Source organism: Pengzhenrongella phosphoraccumulans (genome assembly GCF_045689905.1).
Taxonomy (GTDB): Bacteria; Actinomycetota; Actinomycetes; order Actinomycetales; family Cellulomonadaceae; genus Pengzhenrongella; species Pengzhenrongella phosphoraccumulans.
Genome location: NZ_CP144210.1, coordinates 3,982,468 through 4,001,246, shown reverse-complemented (window position 1 = coordinate 4,001,246; position 18,779 = coordinate 3,982,468). Strand labels below are relative to the sequence as shown.

Sequence of the window (18,779 nt, the reverse complement as noted above, 5' to 3'; positions counted from 1 at the left end):
TCGACCCCCCGTCCTGCGTATCCGCAGGTCAGAGAGTCGATATCTTGTGTCCGGAAAGGGACTTGAACCCTCACGCCCATAAGGGCACTAGCACCTCAAGCTAGCGCGTCTGCCATTCCGCCACCCGGACAGGGTGAACATGCCGGGGGTTGTACCCCGTCAGGTGCGGGAGAAAAGATAACACGGAGTGGCTGTGCGGCGATCATCGTGGGCGGGGGGCAGACTGTCGTCGACCCGGCGGACGTACGACTTGAAGAGGTTCGGCATGGCAGAACAGCACAACCCGACCGTCGAGGGTCCAGGGGCTCTCCCCGCGCCGACCCCCGGTCCGCGGAGCCCCCGACCTGCAGTGCGCCGTCCCGGCACCGTTCGCACCGGCCCGGTCCTCGGGTACGAGTCGACCGCCCCCCACTGGCTGCGGTCGATGGCGGGGGTCTCGTGGCGCCTGCTCGTCGTCGTCGCGGCGATCGCCCTCGTGTTCTACGCGACCTCCCGCGTCCAGCTGCTCTTCATCGCGGTATTCATCGCGCTGGTGTTCACGGCTGTTCTTCGCCCTGCCGTGGAGTTCCTCAGCCGGTACATGCCACGATTCCTCGCCACCGCCCTCTCCCTCCTGCTGGGCATCCTGCTGCTGGTCGGCATGCTCGCCTACGTCGGGGTCTCGGTCGCGGGCCAGTGGGTGAACCTCTCGGACCAGTTCGGCTCCGGGATCGAGGATCTCAAGAACCTGCTGATCAACGGTCCGCTGCCGTTCGTGATCACCAACGACCAGATCAACCAGTGGATCACTGACGGTCAGACCTGGCTCCAGCAGCACAGCGGCGAGCTCGCCGGCCAGGCCGCCGCGGGTGCCGGTTCGGTCGTCGAGGTCATCACCGCGTTGATCCTCGCGGTCTTCTGCTCGATCTTCTTCCTGGCCCGGGGCGCGGAGATGTGGACCTGGTTCCTCAACCAGCTGCCGACCCGCGCGCGCAGCATCTGGCAGGAGGCGGCCGGGGCAGGGTGGTACACGTTCTCCGGGTACACCCGCGGAACCGTCATCATCGCGGTGACCGACGGGTTGCTCGCCTTCATCTTCCTGAGCATCCTCGGGGTGCCGCTGGCCGCCCCGCTCGCGGTGCTCGTGCTCATCGGCGCGTTCATCCCCCTGGTCGGTGCGCCGACCGCCCTGGTGGTCGCGATGATCGTCGCGCTCGCTGCGAACGGACCGATCCAGGCGGCTCTCGTCGGCATCGGCATCGCGCTGATCGGCCAGTTCGAGGGGCACGTGCTGCAGCCACTGGTGATGGGGCGGCAGGTCTCGCTCCACCCGGTGGTGATCGCGCTGGTCATCACGGCGGGGACTCTGACTGCGGGCATCCTCGGCGCGGTGATCGCGGTGCCGCTCGTCGCCGTGGCGTGGGCCATCTTCTCCAAGCTCCGCACGATCGACCCGCCGATGGACGAGGACCAGGAGGAGGACTCGCTCGAGGACGTCGCCGTGGTCGAGGGCTGATCCCGGCCGGTCCCGGGCACCGAACCGTCAGTGGAAGTCGCGCGACGTCGTCGGGACCCGGAGCGAGAGCGGCGCGAGGTGCTCCGCGACCAGGTTCGTGGCGCCGTCGGCCCGCTCGAGCCTGCCCCGCACGACGAGCGCAGCCGAGGTCCGTGCGACCCGCCGGAACCGCTGCCACAGCCCCGTGCTGCAGATGACGTTGAGCATGCCGGTCTCGTCCTCGAGGGACAGGAAGGTCACGCCGCCAGCCGTCCCGGGGCGCTGACGGTGGGTCACGACGCCCGCCACGGCGACCCGGCGCTCGGGCTCGTGCTCGAACGCCTGGGCCACGCGCAGCACGCCGGCGGCATCGAGCCCGGGCCGCACATACTGCGTCGGGTAGGAGTCCACCGAGACCCCGGTCGCCCAGACGTCCGCGACCGCCAGCTCGACGCTGCTCATCCCGGGCAGCATCGGAGCCGTGACCCCCACGGACACCCCCGGGAGGGTGTCCGGGCCCTCCTGGGACAGCGCACCGGCCGCCCACAGCGCCTCGCGCCGGTCCACCCCACGCCCGGTCGGGCCGGGTAGCCCACCGAGCGCCCCGGCCGTGGCCAACGACTCCAGCTGGGCCGTGGTCAGCCGCACCCGCCGGGCGAGGTCACGCAGGTCGGCGAACGGACCGTTCGCGTCGCGTTCAGCGGCGATCGCGGTCGACGCCTCGGTGCTCACCCCGCGCACGGAGGCGAGGCCGAGACGTATCGCGAGCGCCCCGCCGTCGGACCGGCCGCCGGACCTCCCGCCCGGCGCGGCGCGAGCGGGCCGCATCGAGCTGCCCGAGGGCAACGGGGCGAGCGGCAGCACCGGGCCGACGTCCCCCGCGACCCGCTCGAGCCCGGCCTGCACCCCCGAGGTGAGCACGTCGGGACGCAGCACGGTCAACCCGTGCCGCCGCGCGTCGGCGACGAGCGACTGCGGCGAGTAGAAACCCATCGGCTGCGCGGCGAGCAGCCCGGCGTAGAACGCCGCCGGGTGGTGGACCTTGAGCCACGCGCTCGCGTAGACGAGATAGGCGAAGGAGTACGCGTGCGACTCCGGGAAGCCGAAGTCCGCGAACGCCTTGAGCTTGTCGAAGATCTGCTCGCCCACGTCGGGCCCGATCCCGTTGCCGGCCATCCCGGTCAGCAGGCGCGTGTGCAGAGCCTCCATCTTCTCGGTCGACCGCTTGGAGCCCATCGCGCGGCGCAGCTGGTCCGCCTCGGCGCCGGTGAAGTCGGCGACGTCGATCGCCATCTGCATGAGCTGCTCCTGGAACAGCGGCACGCCGAGCGTCTTGGCCAGCGACTTCTCGAGCAGCGGATGGAGGTAGGTGACCTTCTCGCGCCCCTGGGCCCGCTCGATGTACGGGTGGACCGACCCACCCTGGATCGGCCCGGGACGGATCAGCGCGACCTCCACGACGATGTCGTAGAACGTGCGCGGGCGCAGGCGGGGCAGCGTCGACATCTGGGCGCGCGACTCGACCTGGAACACCCCGACCGTGTCCGCCGCGCACAGCAGGTCGTAGACGAGCGCGTCCTCCTGCGGCAGTCCGTGCAGGTCGAGCTCGACCCCCTCGTGCTCGCGCACCAGCGTGAACGCGATCTGCAGCGCCGTCAGCATGCCGAGCCCGAGCAGGTCGAACTTCACCAGGCCGGCATCGGCGCAGTCGTCCTTGTCCCACTGCAGCACCGTGCGCCCGGGCATCCGGGCCCACTCCACGGGGCACACCTCGATCACCGGCCGGTCGCACAGCACCATGCCGCCGGAGTGGATGCCGAGGTGCCGCGGCAGCCGCAGGAACCGCTCGGCCAGGTCGAGCACGTTCGGCGGGATCTCGTCGAGGTCGGCGGCCGCGGGGGGCCGGTGCGCCGGGACGACGTCGTGCCGGTCGGCGGTGAGGTCACCCGGCCGCTCGTCGCCCCGGCCGGTCGGCCCGGGCCCGGGCTGCACCCCGGGCCCCGCGGGCTCGGTCCCCCGCAGGCTCCCCCACCGCTCGATGCTCTTGCTCCAGGCGTCCTGCTGCCCGACGTCGTGCCCCAGCGCGCGGGCCGCGTCGCGCACGGCCGAGCGTGGACGGTACGAGATCACGTTGGCGACCTGCGCGGCGTGCGTGCGTCCGTGCTTGGCGTAGACGTACTGGATGACCTCCTCGCGGCGGCCCGACTCGATGTCCACGTCGATGTCGGGGGGGCCGTCGCGCTCGGGCGCGAGGAACCGCTCGAAGAGCAGGCCGTGCCGCACCGCGTCGACCGCCGTGACCCCGAGCGCGTAGCAGACCGCCGAGTTCGCGGCCGACCCACGCCCCTGGCACAGGATGCCGTTCTCGCGGCAGAACTCGACCAGGTCGTGGACGATCAGGAAGTACCCGGGGAAGGTCAGCGTCTCGATGACGTCGAGCTCACGAGCGATCTGGGCGTAGGCCCCGGGCACCCGCTCCGCGTCGCGCGGGCCGTAGCGCCGCGCGGCGCCGCGCCAGGTCAGCTCGCGCAGCCAGGTCGCCTCGGTGTGGCCCGCCGGGACCGGGTAGGGCGGCAGCTGCGGGGCGACGAGATGGAGGTCGAACGCACACTCGTCCCGAGCGCGGCCGCCGTGGCGACCGCCTGCGGGTGGCGTGCGTGCCGGACGAGCATCTCGGCCGCGGACCGCAGGTGCGCCCCGCCCGTCGCGGGCAACCAGCCGTCGAGGTCGTCGAGCGACGACCTCGCTCGCACCGCGGCGAGCGCACCGGCGAGGTCCGCGTCGCGAGGCGTCGCGTAGTGCACGTTGCCGGTCGCGACGAGCGGCAGGCCCGACGCCGTCGCGAGGGCCGCGAGCGCATCGATCCGCTCGGAGTCCCACGGGTCGCCCGAGTCGGTGACCTCGACGGCGACGTTCCCCCGGCCGAACAGCGCCACCAGCCGATCGACCTCGGCGCGCGCCGCCGCCTCGCGGTCGGATCTGTTGCGCCCGGCGACGCGGCTCGGGACGCCGGCCCCCGCCGGGTCGAGCGCACGCCGGACCCCGCTCTTGCGACAGCCCGTCAGGACGAGCCACTGCCCTGCCGCCTGCTCGGCGAGCTCCTCCAGCCGGTAGGCAGCGGCACCCTTGCGCCCTGTCGCCAGGTGCGCCGTGGCGATCGCGCGCGACAGGTTGCGATAGCCGTCCGGACCCCGGGCGAGCACGAGCAGATGGGTCGACCGGGGATCGGGCACCCCCGTCGGCGGGTCGAGCACCTCACCGCGCACGTCGGGCGCCGGCAGGTGCAGCTCGGCCCCGAAGATCGTGGGCAACCCGACGGCACGGGCCGCCTGCGCGAACCGCACGACGCCGTACAGCCCGTCATGATCGGTCACCGCGAGGGCGGACAGACCCAGCCGCGCGGCCTCGGCGGCGAGCTCCTCCGGCTGGCTGGCGCCGTCGAGGAAGCTGAAGGCGGTGTGGGCGTGCAGCTCGGCGTAACGGGGTGCGGCGCGGGTCGCCCTGCGTGCTGCCTGCGGGTCCTCAGTCATAGATGGCCTCGCACGTCCACTCGCCGCCCGTGCAGGCGAGGAGCAGCGCACGGCCGTCCGCGAGCGCGACCTGCAGGTGCACCCGCCGTCTCGGCGTCTCGCTCCACCACCGCTCGAGCATCGGCCACGGGCCGGCCCACGCGACGACGACCTGGGGTCCGTCGTCGCGGGAACCCTCGTCGCGGGCACCCTCAGCACGGGCACCCTCAGCACGGGCACCGCGCTGCTCGGCGTGGGCGCGTGGGCGCTCCGGCCACCGCAGCGCGGCGGGCGGAGCGCTGATCGTCAGCCGCGAGCCCACCAGGACGGGGGTCCCCCCGGCGTCGAGAACCTGCACGGCCGCCGGCTCGACCAGCACCGTGGCGGGCGAAGGTTCGGGCAGGCGACCGGGCCAGGGCCGGTCGACCGCTCGCGGTGGGCTCTGGGCATCCCCCCAGGCGGCCAGGTGCACCTGGTCGCGGACGTCGCGCCCCCCTTGCAGCGTTGCCACCAGCACCCCGTCCCCGCCCAGCAGCCCTTGCACCCGCAGGAGGGCCCGGTGGGCCCGCAGATCACCGCCGCTCGCCCCGCCCCACAGCCACCCCTGCTCCGCACCCGCGGGGGCGACCTCCTCGGCAGCGATCCCGAGGCGCACGAGGGCGGCCGGGACGGGAGCGCTCCGACCGAGGTCCCCCGCGGCGCCCGGACCACGGCGCCCCGGACCACGCTGGCCCGGGCCACGCTGCGCAGCGCCGGCGCCGGACAGCCATCCTTCGAGCTGCCAGCGCACGCGGTCGGTGATGCGGGCAGGGCTCAGCCCCCCGAGCCCGCCCGCATCGGTGCGCCAGGTGCGCACGAGCTCCTCCCCCGCGTCGGTCCACGCCGTGATCCGGAGCCGTCCGCAGCTCACGGACCGCTCGAGGAGCATCGCCTGCAGCTGCTCGGCGAGGCGGCGGGCGGCGAACGCCGCGGCGTCGACGCGCTCCGCCGGCGGGTCGAGCTCGCAGCCCACCTCGATGTCAGGCTCGAGCCGTCGCCGTACCGTGGGCCGCACGTCATCCCCGCGGGCCAACCGGTGCGCCCAGAGGCCGAGCCGACCGAACCGCGCCTCCACGTCGCTCGCCGGGAGGGCCGTCAGGTCGGCCAGGGTGCGCAGCCCGAGCCGGTGCAGCAGGTCCAGCAGCTCACCGATCTCGGCGACCGCCCGATCCCCCATCGCGGCGTGCACCAGCTGGTCGACGGCGAGCGGGGCCAGGAAGGCTCGCGATCCCCCGGGCGCGACGAGGCAGGAGGAGCGGGCCGCCAGGATGGCCGCGAAACCGCCGTCGGCCACCCCCACCTGGCACTCGTGCCCCGTGCGCTCGGCCACCTGCTCCACGAGCGTCTCGGCGAGCGCCTGCTCGGACCCGTGGAAGCGGCTGGCACCGTCCGCGGGAAGCAGGAGCAGCCCCGGTCGGGCCACCTCCAGGCCCGCGACCACGGTCTCCACCGCCGCGGCGACCTGCTCGAAGGTGCGCGCGTCGCGCCCCTCGTCGACCGTGAGCAGCACCAGCTCGGGGCAGCACTCCTGGGCCTGGCGCCGGCGCATGCCGCGGCGCACGCCCTGGCTCCGGGCGACGGCGGAGACGGCCGTGATGCGGCGCCCGTCGTGCACCGCCACGCTCTGCTGGACCTCGGCCTGCCCGGCCGCCATCGCCGCGACCACCGGCCAGTCCGGGACCCACAGCACGGCGGTGCGCGCGGCGCGGCCTGGCGACGTCTGACTCACGTCTGACACCCCCTCAGCCGACCAGCCGGAGCTGTGCGGCCTCGGGCGCCGCGGGCACCTGCAGCGGCTCGGCCGGCGCCTCGGTGTGCTCGCGCACCGGCAGGACCACCTCTGCCCGCAGGAGCCGGCCCGCGCTGCCGCGACCGCCCCGCGTCACGGCCAGCCGGTGGCTGCTCAGATGGCCGTACCCGACCCCGAGGCCGGTCCAGCCGACGGGCTCGGCGGTGAGCACGAGGTGCGCACCGGGCCAGGGCGCGGTCGACAGCAGCACGGTGCCGCGTTCCCGGGCCCGCGCCATGAGGCGGCGCCGGTCAGAGTCCACGAGGGCCGCCGCCGCCCCGACGATCACCAGGTCGACACCGTCGATGAGCGCCGCCAGCACGGTCGGGGTGTCGGGCCCGGGGCACGGGACGAGCGCCAGACGATCGAGGTCGATGCCCGCCTGCTGTGCGGCGAGCACACCGACCCCCGGCAGGCCGACGACCGCCACCCAGGAACCCTCCTGGGAGGCGCGCGAGACGAGGGCGAGCAGGAGCGAGGTGGAACCGGTCACCACGACCGTGCCGCCGCGATGCAGCGCACCCTCCGGCAGCAGGTGCGCGAGCGGGCTCGGCACGGGCAGGGCCGGCCGATCAGGATGACCCGTACGACCGCGCGCGCGGCCACCGTGCGGAGCACGGCCGGCTGCCGTGCCGGCGTGCGGGTTCAGGTTCAGGTTCGGCTTCGGCTCGGCCAAGGGCACCGGGCTCAGGCCCGGCTCGACCAAGGGCACCGGGCTCAGGCCCGGCTCCGACGCCGGCTCAGGCGCAGCACGCCGGGACGATGCGGGGCGTGATCCTGGCACCGGCATGCTCCGGGCACCGGTCCGCAGCTCCGCGCGCCGTAGCACCTCTCGCGCACGCAGTGCCCGATCCGTCCCGGTGGTCATGCCCGGGCTCCTCTCGTGTGGGTCGCGGATGCTTCAGTGGTCACCTGACCGGCCACCACCACCGAAAGATCCTTTTTGTTCGAACAGGTGTTCGACCTCTATCCCTAGTAGACGACCCCCGCCCCCGACTGTCAACCCGCCCCCCGCTCGAGCCGGGAGTCAGCCAGGAGCGCCCGATCGGAGCATGATGTCCCGATGGACCTGACTCGGCCGATCGCCCCCGACCCGTACGCTCTGCTGCCGCACGTCCCGACCTTCACCCTGGTCAGCGACGACGTCATCGACGGCGCCGAGATGCCCGCAGCGCACACCGAGGCCGGCGACGTGTCGCCGCACCTGCGCTGGGAAGGCGCCCCCGCGGGCACGCGGTCGTTCGTCGTGAACTGCTTCGACCCGGACGCGCCGACCCCCGCGGGGTTCTGGCACTGGACCGTCGTCGATCTGGCGGCAGGCACGACGACGCTCCCTGCCGGAGCCGGTCGACCCGACGGCGCAGCCCTGCCCTCCCCCGCGTTCCAGACCCGCAACGACGGTGGCGGCGCAGGCTACGCCGGAGCCGCGCCCCCGCCGGGGGATCACACCCACCGGTACGTCTTCGCGGTCCACGCCCTCGACGTCGAGCACCTGGGGCTGACCCCGGACGCCACCCCCACCGCCGTTGCGTTCAATGCGCTCTTCCACACCCTCGGGCGAGCCGTGCTGACCCCCACGTTCCGTCGCTGACCTGACTGCCGCACCCCCGCCTGACCCGCAGCTCGTCGAGCACCCCACCCCGCCGCCCCACCCCGCCGCCCCACCCCGCCGCCCAACCCCGCCGCCCAGCTCACCCGGCGGGGCTGAGCTCGCCTGCGCCCCCACCCGCGCCCGACGGTGTCCTCGATCACAGCAGCCCCCGAAACCTCCCCCGGGGCACGCACCCCGGCCCATTCGGGGTTACGCTCGTCGTTTGTACTGACCGGTCAGTTTAAGAGAGTCGCCGCGGTTCGTCCCGCCGGCACCCACGTCCCCTCGAGGTCCCGCTCATGTCGAACCCGCTTCCCCCGTCCACCACCGCCGACCCGGCGCCCGTGACAGTCGCCGAGCCCCCCGTCCCCCCGAACGCCGTCGTCGCACGGGGCCTGACGCTGCACGGCAGTCGCGGGCTCGTCTACGGCCCGGTCGACCTGAGCCAGCAGGTCGGCACCATGCTGATCGTCCAGGGCATCCAGGGCGCCGGCCGATCGAGCCTGCTGCTCACGCTCGCCGGCCGCATGGTGCCCGACAAGGGCTCGGACCTCACCGTGCTCGGGCACGCGCTGCCCGCCGCGCGCAACCAGGTCCAGCGCCGCGTCGCCGTCGCCGGCTTCGCGGGGATCGACGACCTCGACGAGTCAGTCCGGGTGTCCGACGTCGTGCGCGAGCGCCTCGCGTGGCTGGCACCGTGGTACCGGCGGGTGCCCCGGGTGACGCAGCGCACCTTCGCCGACCTGGCCAGACCGCTGTGGGGCGACCGACCGCTCCCCCGGGTATCGACGCAGGTCTGGGACCTCGACGAGGTCGACCTGATGCTGCTGCGCATCACGCTGGCCATGGCCCAGCAGCCCGACCTCCTCGTGGTGGACGACGTCGACCAGGTGCGCGACAAGGTCCGTCGCCAGGTCGTGTGGTCGTGCCTCGAGGCGGTCGCCGCCGCGGGCACCACGGTCATCGCCTCCGTCTCCTCGCTCGGCGAGGCCGCCTCGATGGCGTGGACCACCCGGCCCGCGCAGTTCCACCTGAGCACCGACGTGCGCGAGCTCGCCGGCGTCTGACCGGCCCGGCTCGACACGTTCCTCCCCGCACGACCGCCCACCGCACTACCGAACGGACATCATGATCTCCCTCGTCTCCACCGGCACCGAGCTGCGCCGGTTCCGCCACGGCGCCCTGCCCAAGATCGCCGTCGGCGCCATGCTGCTGATCCCGCTGCTCTACGGAGCCCTGTACCTCTGGGCCTTCTGGGACCCGACCGGCAACCTGGACAAGCTGCCGGTGGCGCTGGTGAACGCCGACCAGAGCGCCGAGGTCAACGGCACGACCCTGCACGCGGGGTCCGACGTCGCCACCCGGCTGCTCGACTCGAAGGACCTCGACTGGGTGGTCGCCGACGCGAACGACGCCGCCACGGGCGTCGCAGACGGGACGTACTACTTCGCGCTGACGATCCCCGCCGACTTCTCCCAGCGGATCAGCTCGGCGGGCGGGGACGATCCCACCGCCGCCGAGCTCGAGGTCACGTACAACGACGCGAACTCGTTCCTGGCGACGACCCTCGGCCGCCAGGCGATGTCGCAGGTGCGCACCGCCGTCTCCGACACCGTCGGCGAGCAGGCGGTGGACTCGGTCCTGGTGGGCCTCGGCTCGGCCCACGACGGGTTCGCCCAGGCCTCCGACGGCGCGCTGACGCTGCGGGCCGCCTCCGGTGAGCTCGCGTCCGGGGCCGCGCAGGGCGCGGACGGCGCCGCGGCCCTCGCCAGCGGCGCAACCGACGCCGCGGCAGGCGCCGCCACCCTCGCCACCGGTGCCGTCGACCTGTCGACCGGCGCCACCCAGGCCGCCGCCGGTGCTGCCAGCCTCTCCACCGGTGCCACCACGGCCGCCCAGGGCGCCGCGGCGCTGCTCCCGGGCGCGACCGCAGTCGCCGACGGAGCGAGCGCGGCGGCGTCGTCGGGCAAGGACCTCGCGGCGGGTGCCGGGCAGGTCGCAGGCGGGGTCGACGACGCCGTCCAGTCGGTCGGCGCGCTCGCAAACCAGCTGCCTGCGCTCAACGCCGGCCTGACGCCGATCGGCGCCTACCTGGCGGCCCACGCCGCCACCGGTGACCCGGACGCACAAAAGCTCCTCGCCGGGCTGCAGACGGTGTCCAGCTCGTTGCCCGACGCCGCCGCGCTCGCCACGATGCAGGCCGACCTCGCGACCCTCGACACCGGCGCCCACACGGTCGCCACCGGGGCTACCGCACTGGACACCGGCCTGCTGAGCCTGGCCGACGGCGCGAGCCAGGTCTCCGGCGGAGCCGGCCAGCTCGCCACCGGCACCAGCACCCTGGCCGACGGCGCCAGCCAGCTCGCCACCGGCACCAGCACGCTCGCCGCCGGCGCCAGCCGACTGTCCGGAGGCGCAGGCCTGCTCGCCACGGGCACCAGCACGCTCCAGGCCGGGTCGAGCGCGCTCGCCGCCGGCGAGAGCAAGGTGGCCGACGGCGCCGGGCTGCTCGGCGACGGGACCCAGACCCTCACGGACGCGCTGACCGCCGGGACCGCCCAGCTGCCCGACGACTCGGCCGCCCTGCGGACCCAGCGCGCCAAGGTGATCAGCTCGCCGGTGTCGATCGGCTCGACCGACTCCGCGCAGGCCGAGGGCTTCGGCGAGGGCTTCGCGCCGTTCTTCATCCCGCTCGCCCTGTTCGTGGGCGCGCTCATCACCTGGCTGCTCCTGCGCCCGGTCCCCCCGCGGGCTCTGGCGACCCCGGCCTCCGGCTGGCGGGCCGCGCTGGCCGGCTTCCTGCCGGCGCTGACGATCGGCGTCGGGCAGGTCGTGATCATGCTCGCCGTCATCCACTACGGGGTCGGGCTCGACTACTCGAGCGTGGTCGGCACGGTGACGTTCACCCTGCTCATCGTGGCGGCGTTCCTGGCGCTGCAGCAGATGCTCAACGCCGTCTTCGGTCCGGCCGCGGGCAAGGTCGCGATCCTCGCGCTGCTCATGCTCCAGCTCGCGTCGTCGGGCGGGACCTACCCGGTCGAGACGACCCCGCTGTTCTTCCGCGTGATCCACCCCCTGCTGCCGATGAGCTACGCCGTCAGCGGGCTGCGGGAGGTCATCACCGGGGGCGTCGACGCGCGGCTGTGGACGGCCGTGGCCTACCTCGCCGTCCTCCTGGTGGTCTCGCTCGCGGTGACCGCATGGCGGGCCGGGCGGATGCGGACCTGGACGCTGAGCCGCCTGCACCCCGTGCTGACGATCTGACAGGCTGACGACCATGAGCCACGAGCAGGACGATCACGAGCGGGCCGGCACTGCGGTGAAGGTCACTGCGGTGAAGGTCACCGCGGTGAAGGTCACCGCGGTGAAGGTCGCCACGGTGAAGGTCGCCGTGCGGCCCGGGCCCGACCGCCGGGGAGACACGCGCCACGAGATCCTCTTCGCGGCAGCCGCGCTGATGGCCGATCGGGGGTTCTCGGCCACGTCGGTCGACGAGATCGCCGCTGCGGCGGGCGTGGCCAAGGGCAGCGTCTACTACAACTTCGGCTCCAAGGAGGAGCTGTTCACCACGATCCTCACCGAGGGGATCGGCCGCCTGAACGAGGCCCTGGCGGCGGCTCGCGCCGGGCTCGTGGGCGAGCGAGCCCTCGAGGCCCTGATCACCGAGCTGCTTGCCCAGGTCACCGCGCACCCCGACTTCGCCAAGCTCATCACCACGGAGATCTTCCGGACCGGTCGCCGGTGGCAGGAGTCGATCCGGCTGGTGCGCGAGGAGTCGATGGGCACGTTCGCCGACGTGGTGCGCCAGTCGCGCCCGGATGTGGACGCCCGCCTCGTCGGCGCGGCGATCTTCGGCGCGACGCTCGTGGCGGGTCTGGAGTGGCTCGTCTTCTCCCCGGAGAAGACCTTCGCGGAGCTCAGGTCAGCGGTGCTGGCGACGACGTCGGGACTGCTCGCCGCCTGACCGGGGCAGGTGTCGCTGGCGACCGCGTGCCGGTCAGCCGACGAGGAACCGGATGGCCTCGGTGGCGGTCCAGCCACCGGGGTGGGCCGCGAGCAGCTCGGTGACGCCGCCGAGGTCGGCCCCCAGGGTCACCAGGGCCTCCTCGCTGTACCCGTCCTTGCGGGTCTGCCCGAGCGAGACGTTGGCGAGCAGGGAGTTGCACAGGCACTTGCGCCCGACGGTCTCCTCGAGCGTCCCGCCCTTCTTGAGGAACATGTGGACCGGCTCGGACGGGCAGCGGTAGCCGACCGTGCCCGGCTCCTTCTCGAACGCGACCCGCAGGTGCCCGACGTCGCACAACCGCGGCCGCGCCTCGTAGATCTCGGTGTCGGACTGGGTGCCCGCCAGCGTCGCGACCTTGAACGGGAAGCCCGTCGGCGAGGCCCGGGGGTCGGTACGAACCTTGAGGCTGCCGTCGGCGAGACCGCTGAGCATGTTCTTGCGGATCGAGACGTCGAGCCCGGACTCCTCGGCCAGGGAGAACAGCGTGCCGACCTGGACCCCCGCGGCGCCGGCGGCGATCGCCTCGGCGACCATCTCGGGCGTGCCGTAGCCCCCGGCGAGCCAGAACGGCAGCCCGACGTCGGCGACCTTGACCAGGTCCGCATCATCGCGGGGACCGAAGATCGGCTGGCCGTCGTCGTCCAGGACCATGCGGCCGCGCGGGGGCGCGTTGTGCCCACCCGCCGGCGGTCCCTCGACGACGAAGCCGTCGGGTCGGGTCGACTCGTCCTTCGCGAGGTACGCGGACAGGACGTGCGAGGACACGATCGCGAGGAAGTGCGGCCGGCGCAGCGGGGCCAGCCCGCCGCCGGTGAGCTCGACCGGGTCCAGGCCGACGCTGTAGTTCTGGGAACCACCGATCACGTGGAGGTTGATCTCCGAGTAGTCGTGGCGGGCGAGCTCGGTCAGCATCCGCGGGATCTCGGACGGGATCCCGGCGCCCATGAGCACGTAGTCGACGCCCGCGAGCATCGCGCCGTACGCCGCGCTGGGCGTTGCCATCTGGATCTTCTCGAGGAAGTTGATCCCGACCAGGCCGTCGTGCCCCTCCTTGGCGAGCCACACCTCGGCGTAGTTCGCGATGACGGAGAGCTCCAGGGCCTTGACCGTCGCCTTGAGCCCGAGCTTGGGCACGGGCGCGTAGGGCTTGCCCGGCGCCTTGCCACCCTCGATGAAGTACTTGTGCAGGACGTGCTCGGCGATCGCCGGCACCGGGAAGTCCGCCAGCGCACGGCGGATGCCGCCGTCGAGGTCGCCGTCCTGCAGGCGGCGGGCCACCACGACGTCGAGCGCGGTGCCGGACACGACCCCGAGCTGGCCGGTCAGCGCGACCGCCTTCGCGAGCTGCCACGAGGACACCGCGACCCCCATGCCCCCCTGGATCACCGTGGGGAGTGTCAGGCCGTCAAGCCGTCCTGAATCATCAAGACGGTCTGAGCCGTCAACGCCGGTCGTGGTCGTCTGGGCCATGATCAGTTCCTCCAGCGGCTAACTTACGGGGTCGTAACTTACGCTAGCGTAAGTTTTCCCGACCGTGTTCCGCAAGCCCCTGGTCCAAGTTCCTCGACGGGCAAACGCCCTGGTTCGAGCGGGAGAACGCCCGAACCGCAGGGGTACACGAGGCGCGTCGCCGGTTGTACTTCGACCGCGCCCGACGCCGTCGGACGCCCCAACCGCTAGCCGCGCTGCCGCGAGGCCCAGAATGCCACGGCGCTGGCGGCGGCGACGTTGAGCGAGTCGACCCCCGCCATCATCGGGATCTTCACGACGAGGTCGGCCGCGGCGATGGCGGCCGGCGACAGCCCGGTCCCCTCGGTCCCGAGCAGCCAGGCGATCTTCGGCGGCAGGTTCGTCTCGAACTCGTCGAGCGTGACGGCGTCGTCGCTCAGCGCGAGCGCGACCAGGGTGAACCCCGCGGCCCGGAGCAGCTCCAGCCCGCCCGGCCAGTCCGCGAGCCGGTGGTGCGGCAGGGAGATCGCCGCACCCATCGAGACCCGCACCGACCTGCGGTAGAGCGGGTCGGCGCAGCGCGGCGAGATGACGACGCCGTCCACCCCGAGCGCGGCGGCGCTGCGGAGCACCGCGCCGACGTTCGTGTGATCCACGATGTCCTCGAGGACCGCGATCCGCCGGGCCCCGGCAAGCAGGTCGTCCAGCGCGACCGGCGCCGGGCGGTGCATCGCCGCAAGCGCTCCCCGGTGGAGGTTGAATCCCGTGATGGCCTCGACGACCCCCGGCGCCCCGATGTACACCGGGACGTCGCCGTCGCGCTCGGCGACCACGGCGAGGACCTCCTCGAGGTCACCGAGCCAGCGCTGGGTCATGAGGAACGATCGCGGCCGGTGCCCGGCCCGGATCGCGCGTTCGATGACCTTGGAGCTCTCGGCCATGTACAGGCCCTTGCCGGGCTCGTCCCGCGACCGCAGCGCCACGTCGGTGAGGTGGAAGTAGTCCCGCAGGCGCTCGTCCTGCGGGTCGGTCACGCTGATGATCGGCACGCGCCAGATCCTGCCACCGGCGCGGGCCGGGTCCGGGCGGCGCCCGTCGGGCCGGCCCGACGGCGCGCTCGGTCGCTCAGTCGATCGGGGCCGCAGCGAGCGCGAACTGGCTCGCGTACAGCGCCGCGTACGCGCCGTCGGCCGCGATGAGCTGGTCGTGCGTGCCCTGCTCGACGATCGCGCCTTCGTCCATCACGAGGATCACGTCGGCGTCGCGGATCGTGGACAACCGGTGCGCGATGACGAAGGACGTGCGCCCGACCCGCAGGGCGGCCATCGCGTGCTGCACGAGGACCTCGGTGCGCGTGTCGACCGAGCTCGTCGCCTCGTCGAGCACGAGGATCGCCGGGTCGGCGAGGAATGCGCGCGCGATCGTCAGGAGCTGCTTCTCCCCCGCGCTCACGTTGGCACCCTCGTCGTCGAGGACGGTCGCGTACCCGTCCGGCAGCGTCCGCACGAGGCGGTCCACGTGCGTGGCCTGCGCGGCGGCCAACATCTGCTCCTCGGTCGCGTCAGTCGCGCCGTAGCTGATGTTCTCGGCGATCGTCCCGCCGAACAGCCACGTGTCCTGCAGGACCATGCCGATCTTCGAGCGCAGCGCATCGCGGGTGAGGGTCGCCACGTCGATGCCGTCGAGCGTGATCCGCCCGGAGTCCACCTCGTAGAACCGCATGAGGAGGTTGACCAGCGTCGTCTTGCCGGCGCCGGTCGGGCCGACGATGGCGACCGTCTGCCCCGGCTCGGCGACGAGGGAAAGGTGATCGATGAGCGGGCGGTCGCTCTCGTACCGGAACGAGACGTCCTCGAACGCGACGCGGCCGCTCACCGGGACCGGCAGGACCGCCGGCGGGTCAGGGTCCGGGCTCTGCTCGTCCGCATCGAGCAGCTGGAAGACCCGCTCGGCGGACGCCACCCCGGACTGGAGCAGGTTCATCATCGAGGCGATCTGCGTGATGGGTTGCGTGAACTGGCGCGAGTACTGGATGAAGGCCTGCACGTCGCCGAGGGACATCGTGCCGGAGGCGACCCGCAGACCGCCGACGACGGCGACGATCACGTAGTTGAGGTTCGCGACGAACCCCATCGCCGGCTGGATGATGCCCGAGATGAACTGCGCCTTGAAGCTCGCGGCGTACAGCTCGCCGTTACGCTCGTGGAAGGTCGAGATCGCCTGCTTCTGCCGACCGAACACCTTGACGAGCGCGTGGCCCGTGTACATCTCCTCGATGTGCGCGTTGAGCTTGCCGGTCCACGCCCACTGGGAGACGAACTGCGGCTGGGAGCGCTTGGCGATCGCCACGGTGATGACGACGGACAGGGGCACGGTCACCAGCGCGACGACGGCCAGCAGCGGCGAGATCCAGAACATCATCACGATCACGCCGATGACCGTCAGGACTGCCGTGATGAGCTGCGACAGGGTCTGCTGCATCGTCTGGGCGATGTTGTCGATGTCGTTCGTGACCCGCGAGAGCACCTCGCCGCGCTGCTGACGGTCGAAGTACCGCAGCGGCACCCGGGACAGCTTGGCCTCGACGTCGGCCCGGAGCCGGAAGGTGGTCCGCTGCACGACGCCGGTCGTCATCCGGCCCTGGAGCCAGCCGAACACGAACGAGCCCACATAGATCGCCAGGACGGCGAGGAGCACCTGGCCGAGGCGGTCGAAGTCGATACCGACCCCGGGGACGACGGTCATCCCGCTGAGCAGGTCGGCGAACGTGGTCTGCCCCGCCGCGCGCGCGGCGTCGATCGCCTGCTGCTGCGTGATCCCGGCGGGCAGCTGCTTGCCGATCATGCCCTCGAAGATGATGTTGGTCGCGGTGCCGAGGATCTTGGGCCCGAGCACCACCAGGGCGACCGAGGACACCGCGAGGCTCATGACCCCGGCGACCTTGGCCCGCTCCGGGCGCAGCACGCCCAGCAGGCGGCGGCCGGAGCCACGGAAGTCCATCGACTTCTCCGCCGGCATGCCGCCGGGCATCATCGGGCCGTGACGCATGCCGCCCTGGGGGCGCGGCAGAGCCGGGGCGTCGGTCTCGTCCGGGGCGTCGTCCTTGATCGCGTCGCTCACGCCGTCATCCTTGATCGCGTCGCTCACGCCGCCTCCTCCTCGGTCACCTGGGACAGCACGATCTCGCGATACGTCTCGGACGTGGCCATCAGCTCGGCGTGCGTCCCGACGCCGACGACGGCGCCGTCGTCGAGCACGATGATCTGGTCGGCGTTGCGGATCGTGGACACCCGCTGGGCGACGATCACGACCGTGGCGTCCTGCGTCTCGGGCACCAGTGCGGCGCGCAGCGCAGCGTCGGTGGCGAAGTCGAGCGCCGAGAACGAGTCGTCGAACAGGTAGATCGACGGTCGCTTGACCAGCGCGCGGGCGATCGCGAGTCGCTGGCGCTGCCCGCCGGACACGTTGGCACCGCCCTGCGAGATCCGCCCCTCGAGCCCGCGCGGCATCGCCTCGACGAAGTCGTGCCCCTGCGCGACGTCGAGCGCGTGCCAGAGCTCGTCGTCGGTCGCATCCGGCTTGCCGTAGCGCAGGTTCGACTCGACCGTGCCGCTGAACAGGAACGGCTTCTGCGGGATGAGCCCGATGCGCGACCACAGGTCGTCGGGCTCGAGGTCGCGCACGTCGACGCCGTCGACCAGGACCGCGCCACCGGTGACGTCGAACAGGCGCGGCACGAGGCTGATCAGGGTCGTCTTGCCGGAGCCGGTCGACCCGATGATCGCCGTCGTCTGCCCGGATCGCGCGATCAGGCTCACGTCGCGCAGCACCGGCGACTCGGCGCCCGGGTAGCGGAACTCGGCGTGCCGCAGCTCGAGCTGGCCGCGCGGGACACCGTCGGGCCCCGACTCCGCGGTCACCGGGTGCGCGGGCCGGCGCACGGTCGACTCGGTGTCCAGCACCTCGACGATGCGCTCGGCGGAGACCACCGCGCGGGGCACCATCACGAACATCATGGTCGCGATCATCACGGCCATGAGGATGTACATGATGTACATGAGGAACGCGGTCAGCGCCCCGATCGACATCTGCCCGGCATCGATGCGCTGCGCACCGAACCACATCACGGCCACGCTCGACGCGTTCATCACGAGCATGACGGTCGGGAACATGAGCGCCATGAGCTTGCCGACGCGAACCGAGGTGTCGAACAGCGCGGTGTTGGCGACCGCGAAGCGCTCGGACTCGCGCTTCTCGCGGACGAACGAGCGGATCACGCGGATCCCGGTGATCTGTTCACGCAGCACCGCGTTGATCCGGTCGATCCGCTTCTGCATGGACCGGAAGTACGGGATCATCCGGCTCACGATCAGGCCCACGGCGATGCCCAGCACGGGCACGACGACGAGCAGCAGCCGGGACAGCGCCACGTCCTCGCGCAGTGCCATGACGACGCCGCCGACCAGCATGATCGGCGCCATCACCATCATCGTGAAGCTGAGCAGCACCACCATCTGGACCTGCTGCACGTCGTTCGTCGTCCTCGTGATGAGCGACGGCGCCCCGAAGTGCCCGACCTCCTGGGCCGAGAAGTCCTGGACCCGGGTGAACAGCCCCTCGCGCACGTCGCGCCCGAACGCCATCGCCGCCCGAGCCCCGAAGTAGACCGCCGCGACCGCGCACACCACCTGGAGCAGGCTGACCACCAGCATCCAGCCGCCGGTGCGCAGGATGTACCCGGTGTCGCCCGTGGCGATCCCGTGGTCGATGATCTGGGCGTTGAGGCTGGGCAGGTACAGCGTCGCCAGCGTCTGGATGAGCTGCAGCACCAGCACCGCCGCGATGGGGGTGGTGTAAGGGCGCAGGTACTGCTGCAGCAACCGGATCAGCACAGTTCTCCCCGGGGTCTTCGGATCAGGTCA

At 72.6% G+C, this 18,779-nt stretch carries 12 protein-coding genes, 1 tRNA gene and 1 pseudogene; 5 read left to right on the top strand and 9 right to left on the bottom strand.

Annotated features, from left to right (window positions below; genetic code table 11):
* Nucleotides 1-47 precede the first annotated feature (47 nt).
* A tRNA-Leu gene (locus VTA80_RS18500) sits at nt 48-130 on the bottom strand.
* 135 nt (nt 131-265) lie between these two features.
* On the opposite strand from VTA80_RS18500, the gene VTA80_RS18495 reads away from it, so the two are divergent.
* On the top strand, nt 266-1,495 hold the full coding sequence (locus VTA80_RS18495; RefSeq protein ID WP_407342543.1) for an AI-2E family transporter: 1,230 nt from the start codon (nt 266-268) through the stop codon (nt 1,493-1,495).
* A gap of 27 nt (nt 1,496-1,522) precedes the next feature.
* On the opposite strand, the gene dnaE is transcribed toward VTA80_RS18495, so the two are convergent.
* From dnaE to VTA80_RS18475, 4 genes and pseudogenes are all read right to left on the bottom strand, one after another.
* Complete coding sequence (gene dnaE, locus VTA80_RS18490) at nt 1,523-4,354, bottom strand: DNA polymerase III subunit alpha (protein WP_407342542.1); 2,832 nt, start codon at nt 4,352-4,354, stop codon at nt 1,523-1,525.
* 71 nt (nt 4,355-4,425) lie between these two features.
* Nucleotides 4,426-5,004, bottom strand: a pseudogene (locus VTA80_RS18485) (PHP domain-containing protein); the annotation flags it as partial.
* The gene (locus tag VTA80_RS18480) at nt 4,997-6,751 is read right to left on the bottom strand and encodes a DNA polymerase Y family protein (RefSeq protein WP_407342541.1); all 1,755 of its coding nucleotides are present in this window, start codon (nt 6,749-6,751) and stop codon (nt 4,997-4,999) included. The gene VTA80_RS18480 and the pseudogene VTA80_RS18485, both read right to left, overlap by 8 nt.
* Before the next feature lie 13 nt (nt 6,752-6,764).
* Nucleotides 6,765-7,679 (bottom strand): hypothetical protein, encoded by a 915-nt coding sequence (locus tag VTA80_RS18475; protein ID WP_407342540.1) that lies wholly within the window; start codon nt 7,677-7,679, stop codon nt 6,765-6,767.
* 195 nt (nt 7,680-7,874) lie between these two features.
* Here VTA80_RS18475 and VTA80_RS18470 point away from each other — a divergent pair, with 195 nt between their 5' ends.
* The 4 genes from VTA80_RS18470 (at nt 7,875) to VTA80_RS18455 (ending at nt 12,366) form a co-directional block, all read left to right on the top strand.
* The gene (locus tag VTA80_RS18470; protein ID WP_407342539.1) at nt 7,875-8,402 is read left to right on the top strand and encodes a YbhB/YbcL family Raf kinase inhibitor-like protein; all 528 of its coding nucleotides are present in this window, start codon (nt 7,875-7,877) and stop codon (nt 8,400-8,402) included.
* 299 nt (nt 8,403-8,701) lie between these two features.
* The gene (locus VTA80_RS18465; protein WP_407342538.1) at nt 8,702-9,469 is read left to right on the top strand and encodes an AAA family ATPase; all 768 of its coding nucleotides are present in this window, start codon (nt 8,702-8,704) and stop codon (nt 9,467-9,469) included.
* Nucleotides 9,470-9,530: 61 nt separating this feature from the next.
* Nucleotides 9,531-11,666 carry a YhgE/Pip family protein gene (locus tag VTA80_RS18460; RefSeq protein ID WP_407342537.1) on the top strand — a complete coding sequence of 712 codons (2,136 nt, stop codon included), beginning with the start codon at nt 9,531-9,533 and terminating at the stop codon, nt 11,664-11,666.
* A gap of 13 nt (nt 11,667-11,679) precedes the next feature.
* Nucleotides 11,680-12,366 (top strand): TetR/AcrR family transcriptional regulator, encoded by a 687-nt coding sequence (locus tag VTA80_RS18455; protein ID WP_407342536.1) that lies wholly within the window; start codon nt 11,680-11,682, stop codon nt 12,364-12,366.
* Between the two features lie 33 nt (nt 12,367-12,399).
* Here VTA80_RS18455 and VTA80_RS18450 read toward each other — a convergent pair whose 3' ends face one another.
* From VTA80_RS18450 to VTA80_RS18435, 4 genes are all read right to left on the bottom strand, one after another.
* Complete coding sequence (locus tag VTA80_RS18450) at nt 12,400-13,794, bottom strand: nitronate monooxygenase (protein ID WP_407342535.1); 1,395 nt, start codon at nt 13,792-13,794, stop codon at nt 12,400-12,402.
* A gap of 290 nt (nt 13,795-14,084) precedes the next feature.
* Nucleotides 14,085-14,906 (bottom strand): TrmH family RNA methyltransferase, encoded by an 822-nt coding sequence (locus tag VTA80_RS18445; RefSeq protein ID WP_407342534.1) that lies wholly within the window; start codon nt 14,904-14,906, stop codon nt 14,085-14,087.
* A gap of 76 nt (nt 14,907-14,982) precedes the next feature.
* Nucleotides 14,983-16,905 (bottom strand): ABC transporter ATP-binding protein, encoded by a 1,923-nt coding sequence (locus VTA80_RS18440; protein WP_407345815.1) that lies wholly within the window; start codon nt 16,903-16,905, stop codon nt 14,983-14,985.
* A gap of 95 nt (nt 16,906-17,000) precedes the next feature.
* Complete coding sequence (locus VTA80_RS18435; protein WP_407342533.1) at nt 17,001-18,749, bottom strand: ABC transporter ATP-binding protein; 1,749 nt, start codon at nt 18,747-18,749, stop codon at nt 17,001-17,003.
* Between the last annotated feature and the right edge of the window lie 30 nt (nt 18,750-18,779).

Excerpts from the sequence above, each read along its gene's own strand:
- VTA80_RS18475 (WP_407342540.1), bottom strand. The coding sequence starts at position 7,679 with ATGACCACCGGGACGGATCGGGCACTGCGTGCGCGAGAGGTGCTACGG.
- VTA80_RS18470 (WP_407342539.1), top strand. The coding sequence starts at position 7,875 with ATGGACCTGACTCGGCCGATCGCCCCCGACCCGTACGCTCTGCTGCCG.
- VTA80_RS18460 (WP_407342537.1), top strand. The coding sequence starts at position 9,531 with ATGATCTCCCTCGTCTCCACCGGCACCGAGCTGCGCCGGTTCCGCCAC.
- VTA80_RS18465 (WP_407342538.1), top strand. The coding sequence starts at position 8,702 with ATGTCGAACCCGCTTCCCCCGTCCACCACCGCCGACCCGGCGCCCGTG.
- VTA80_RS18455 (WP_407342536.1), top strand. The coding sequence starts at position 11,680 with ATGAGCCACGAGCAGGACGATCACGAGCGGGCCGGCACTGCGGTGAAG.
- VTA80_RS18440 (WP_407345815.1), bottom strand. The coding sequence starts at position 16,905 with ATGCGTCACGGCCCGATGATGCCCGGCGGCATGCCGGCGGAGAAGTCG.
- VTA80_RS18495 (WP_407342543.1), top strand. The coding sequence starts at position 266 with ATGGCAGAACAGCACAACCCGACCGTCGAGGGTCCAGGGGCTCTCCCC.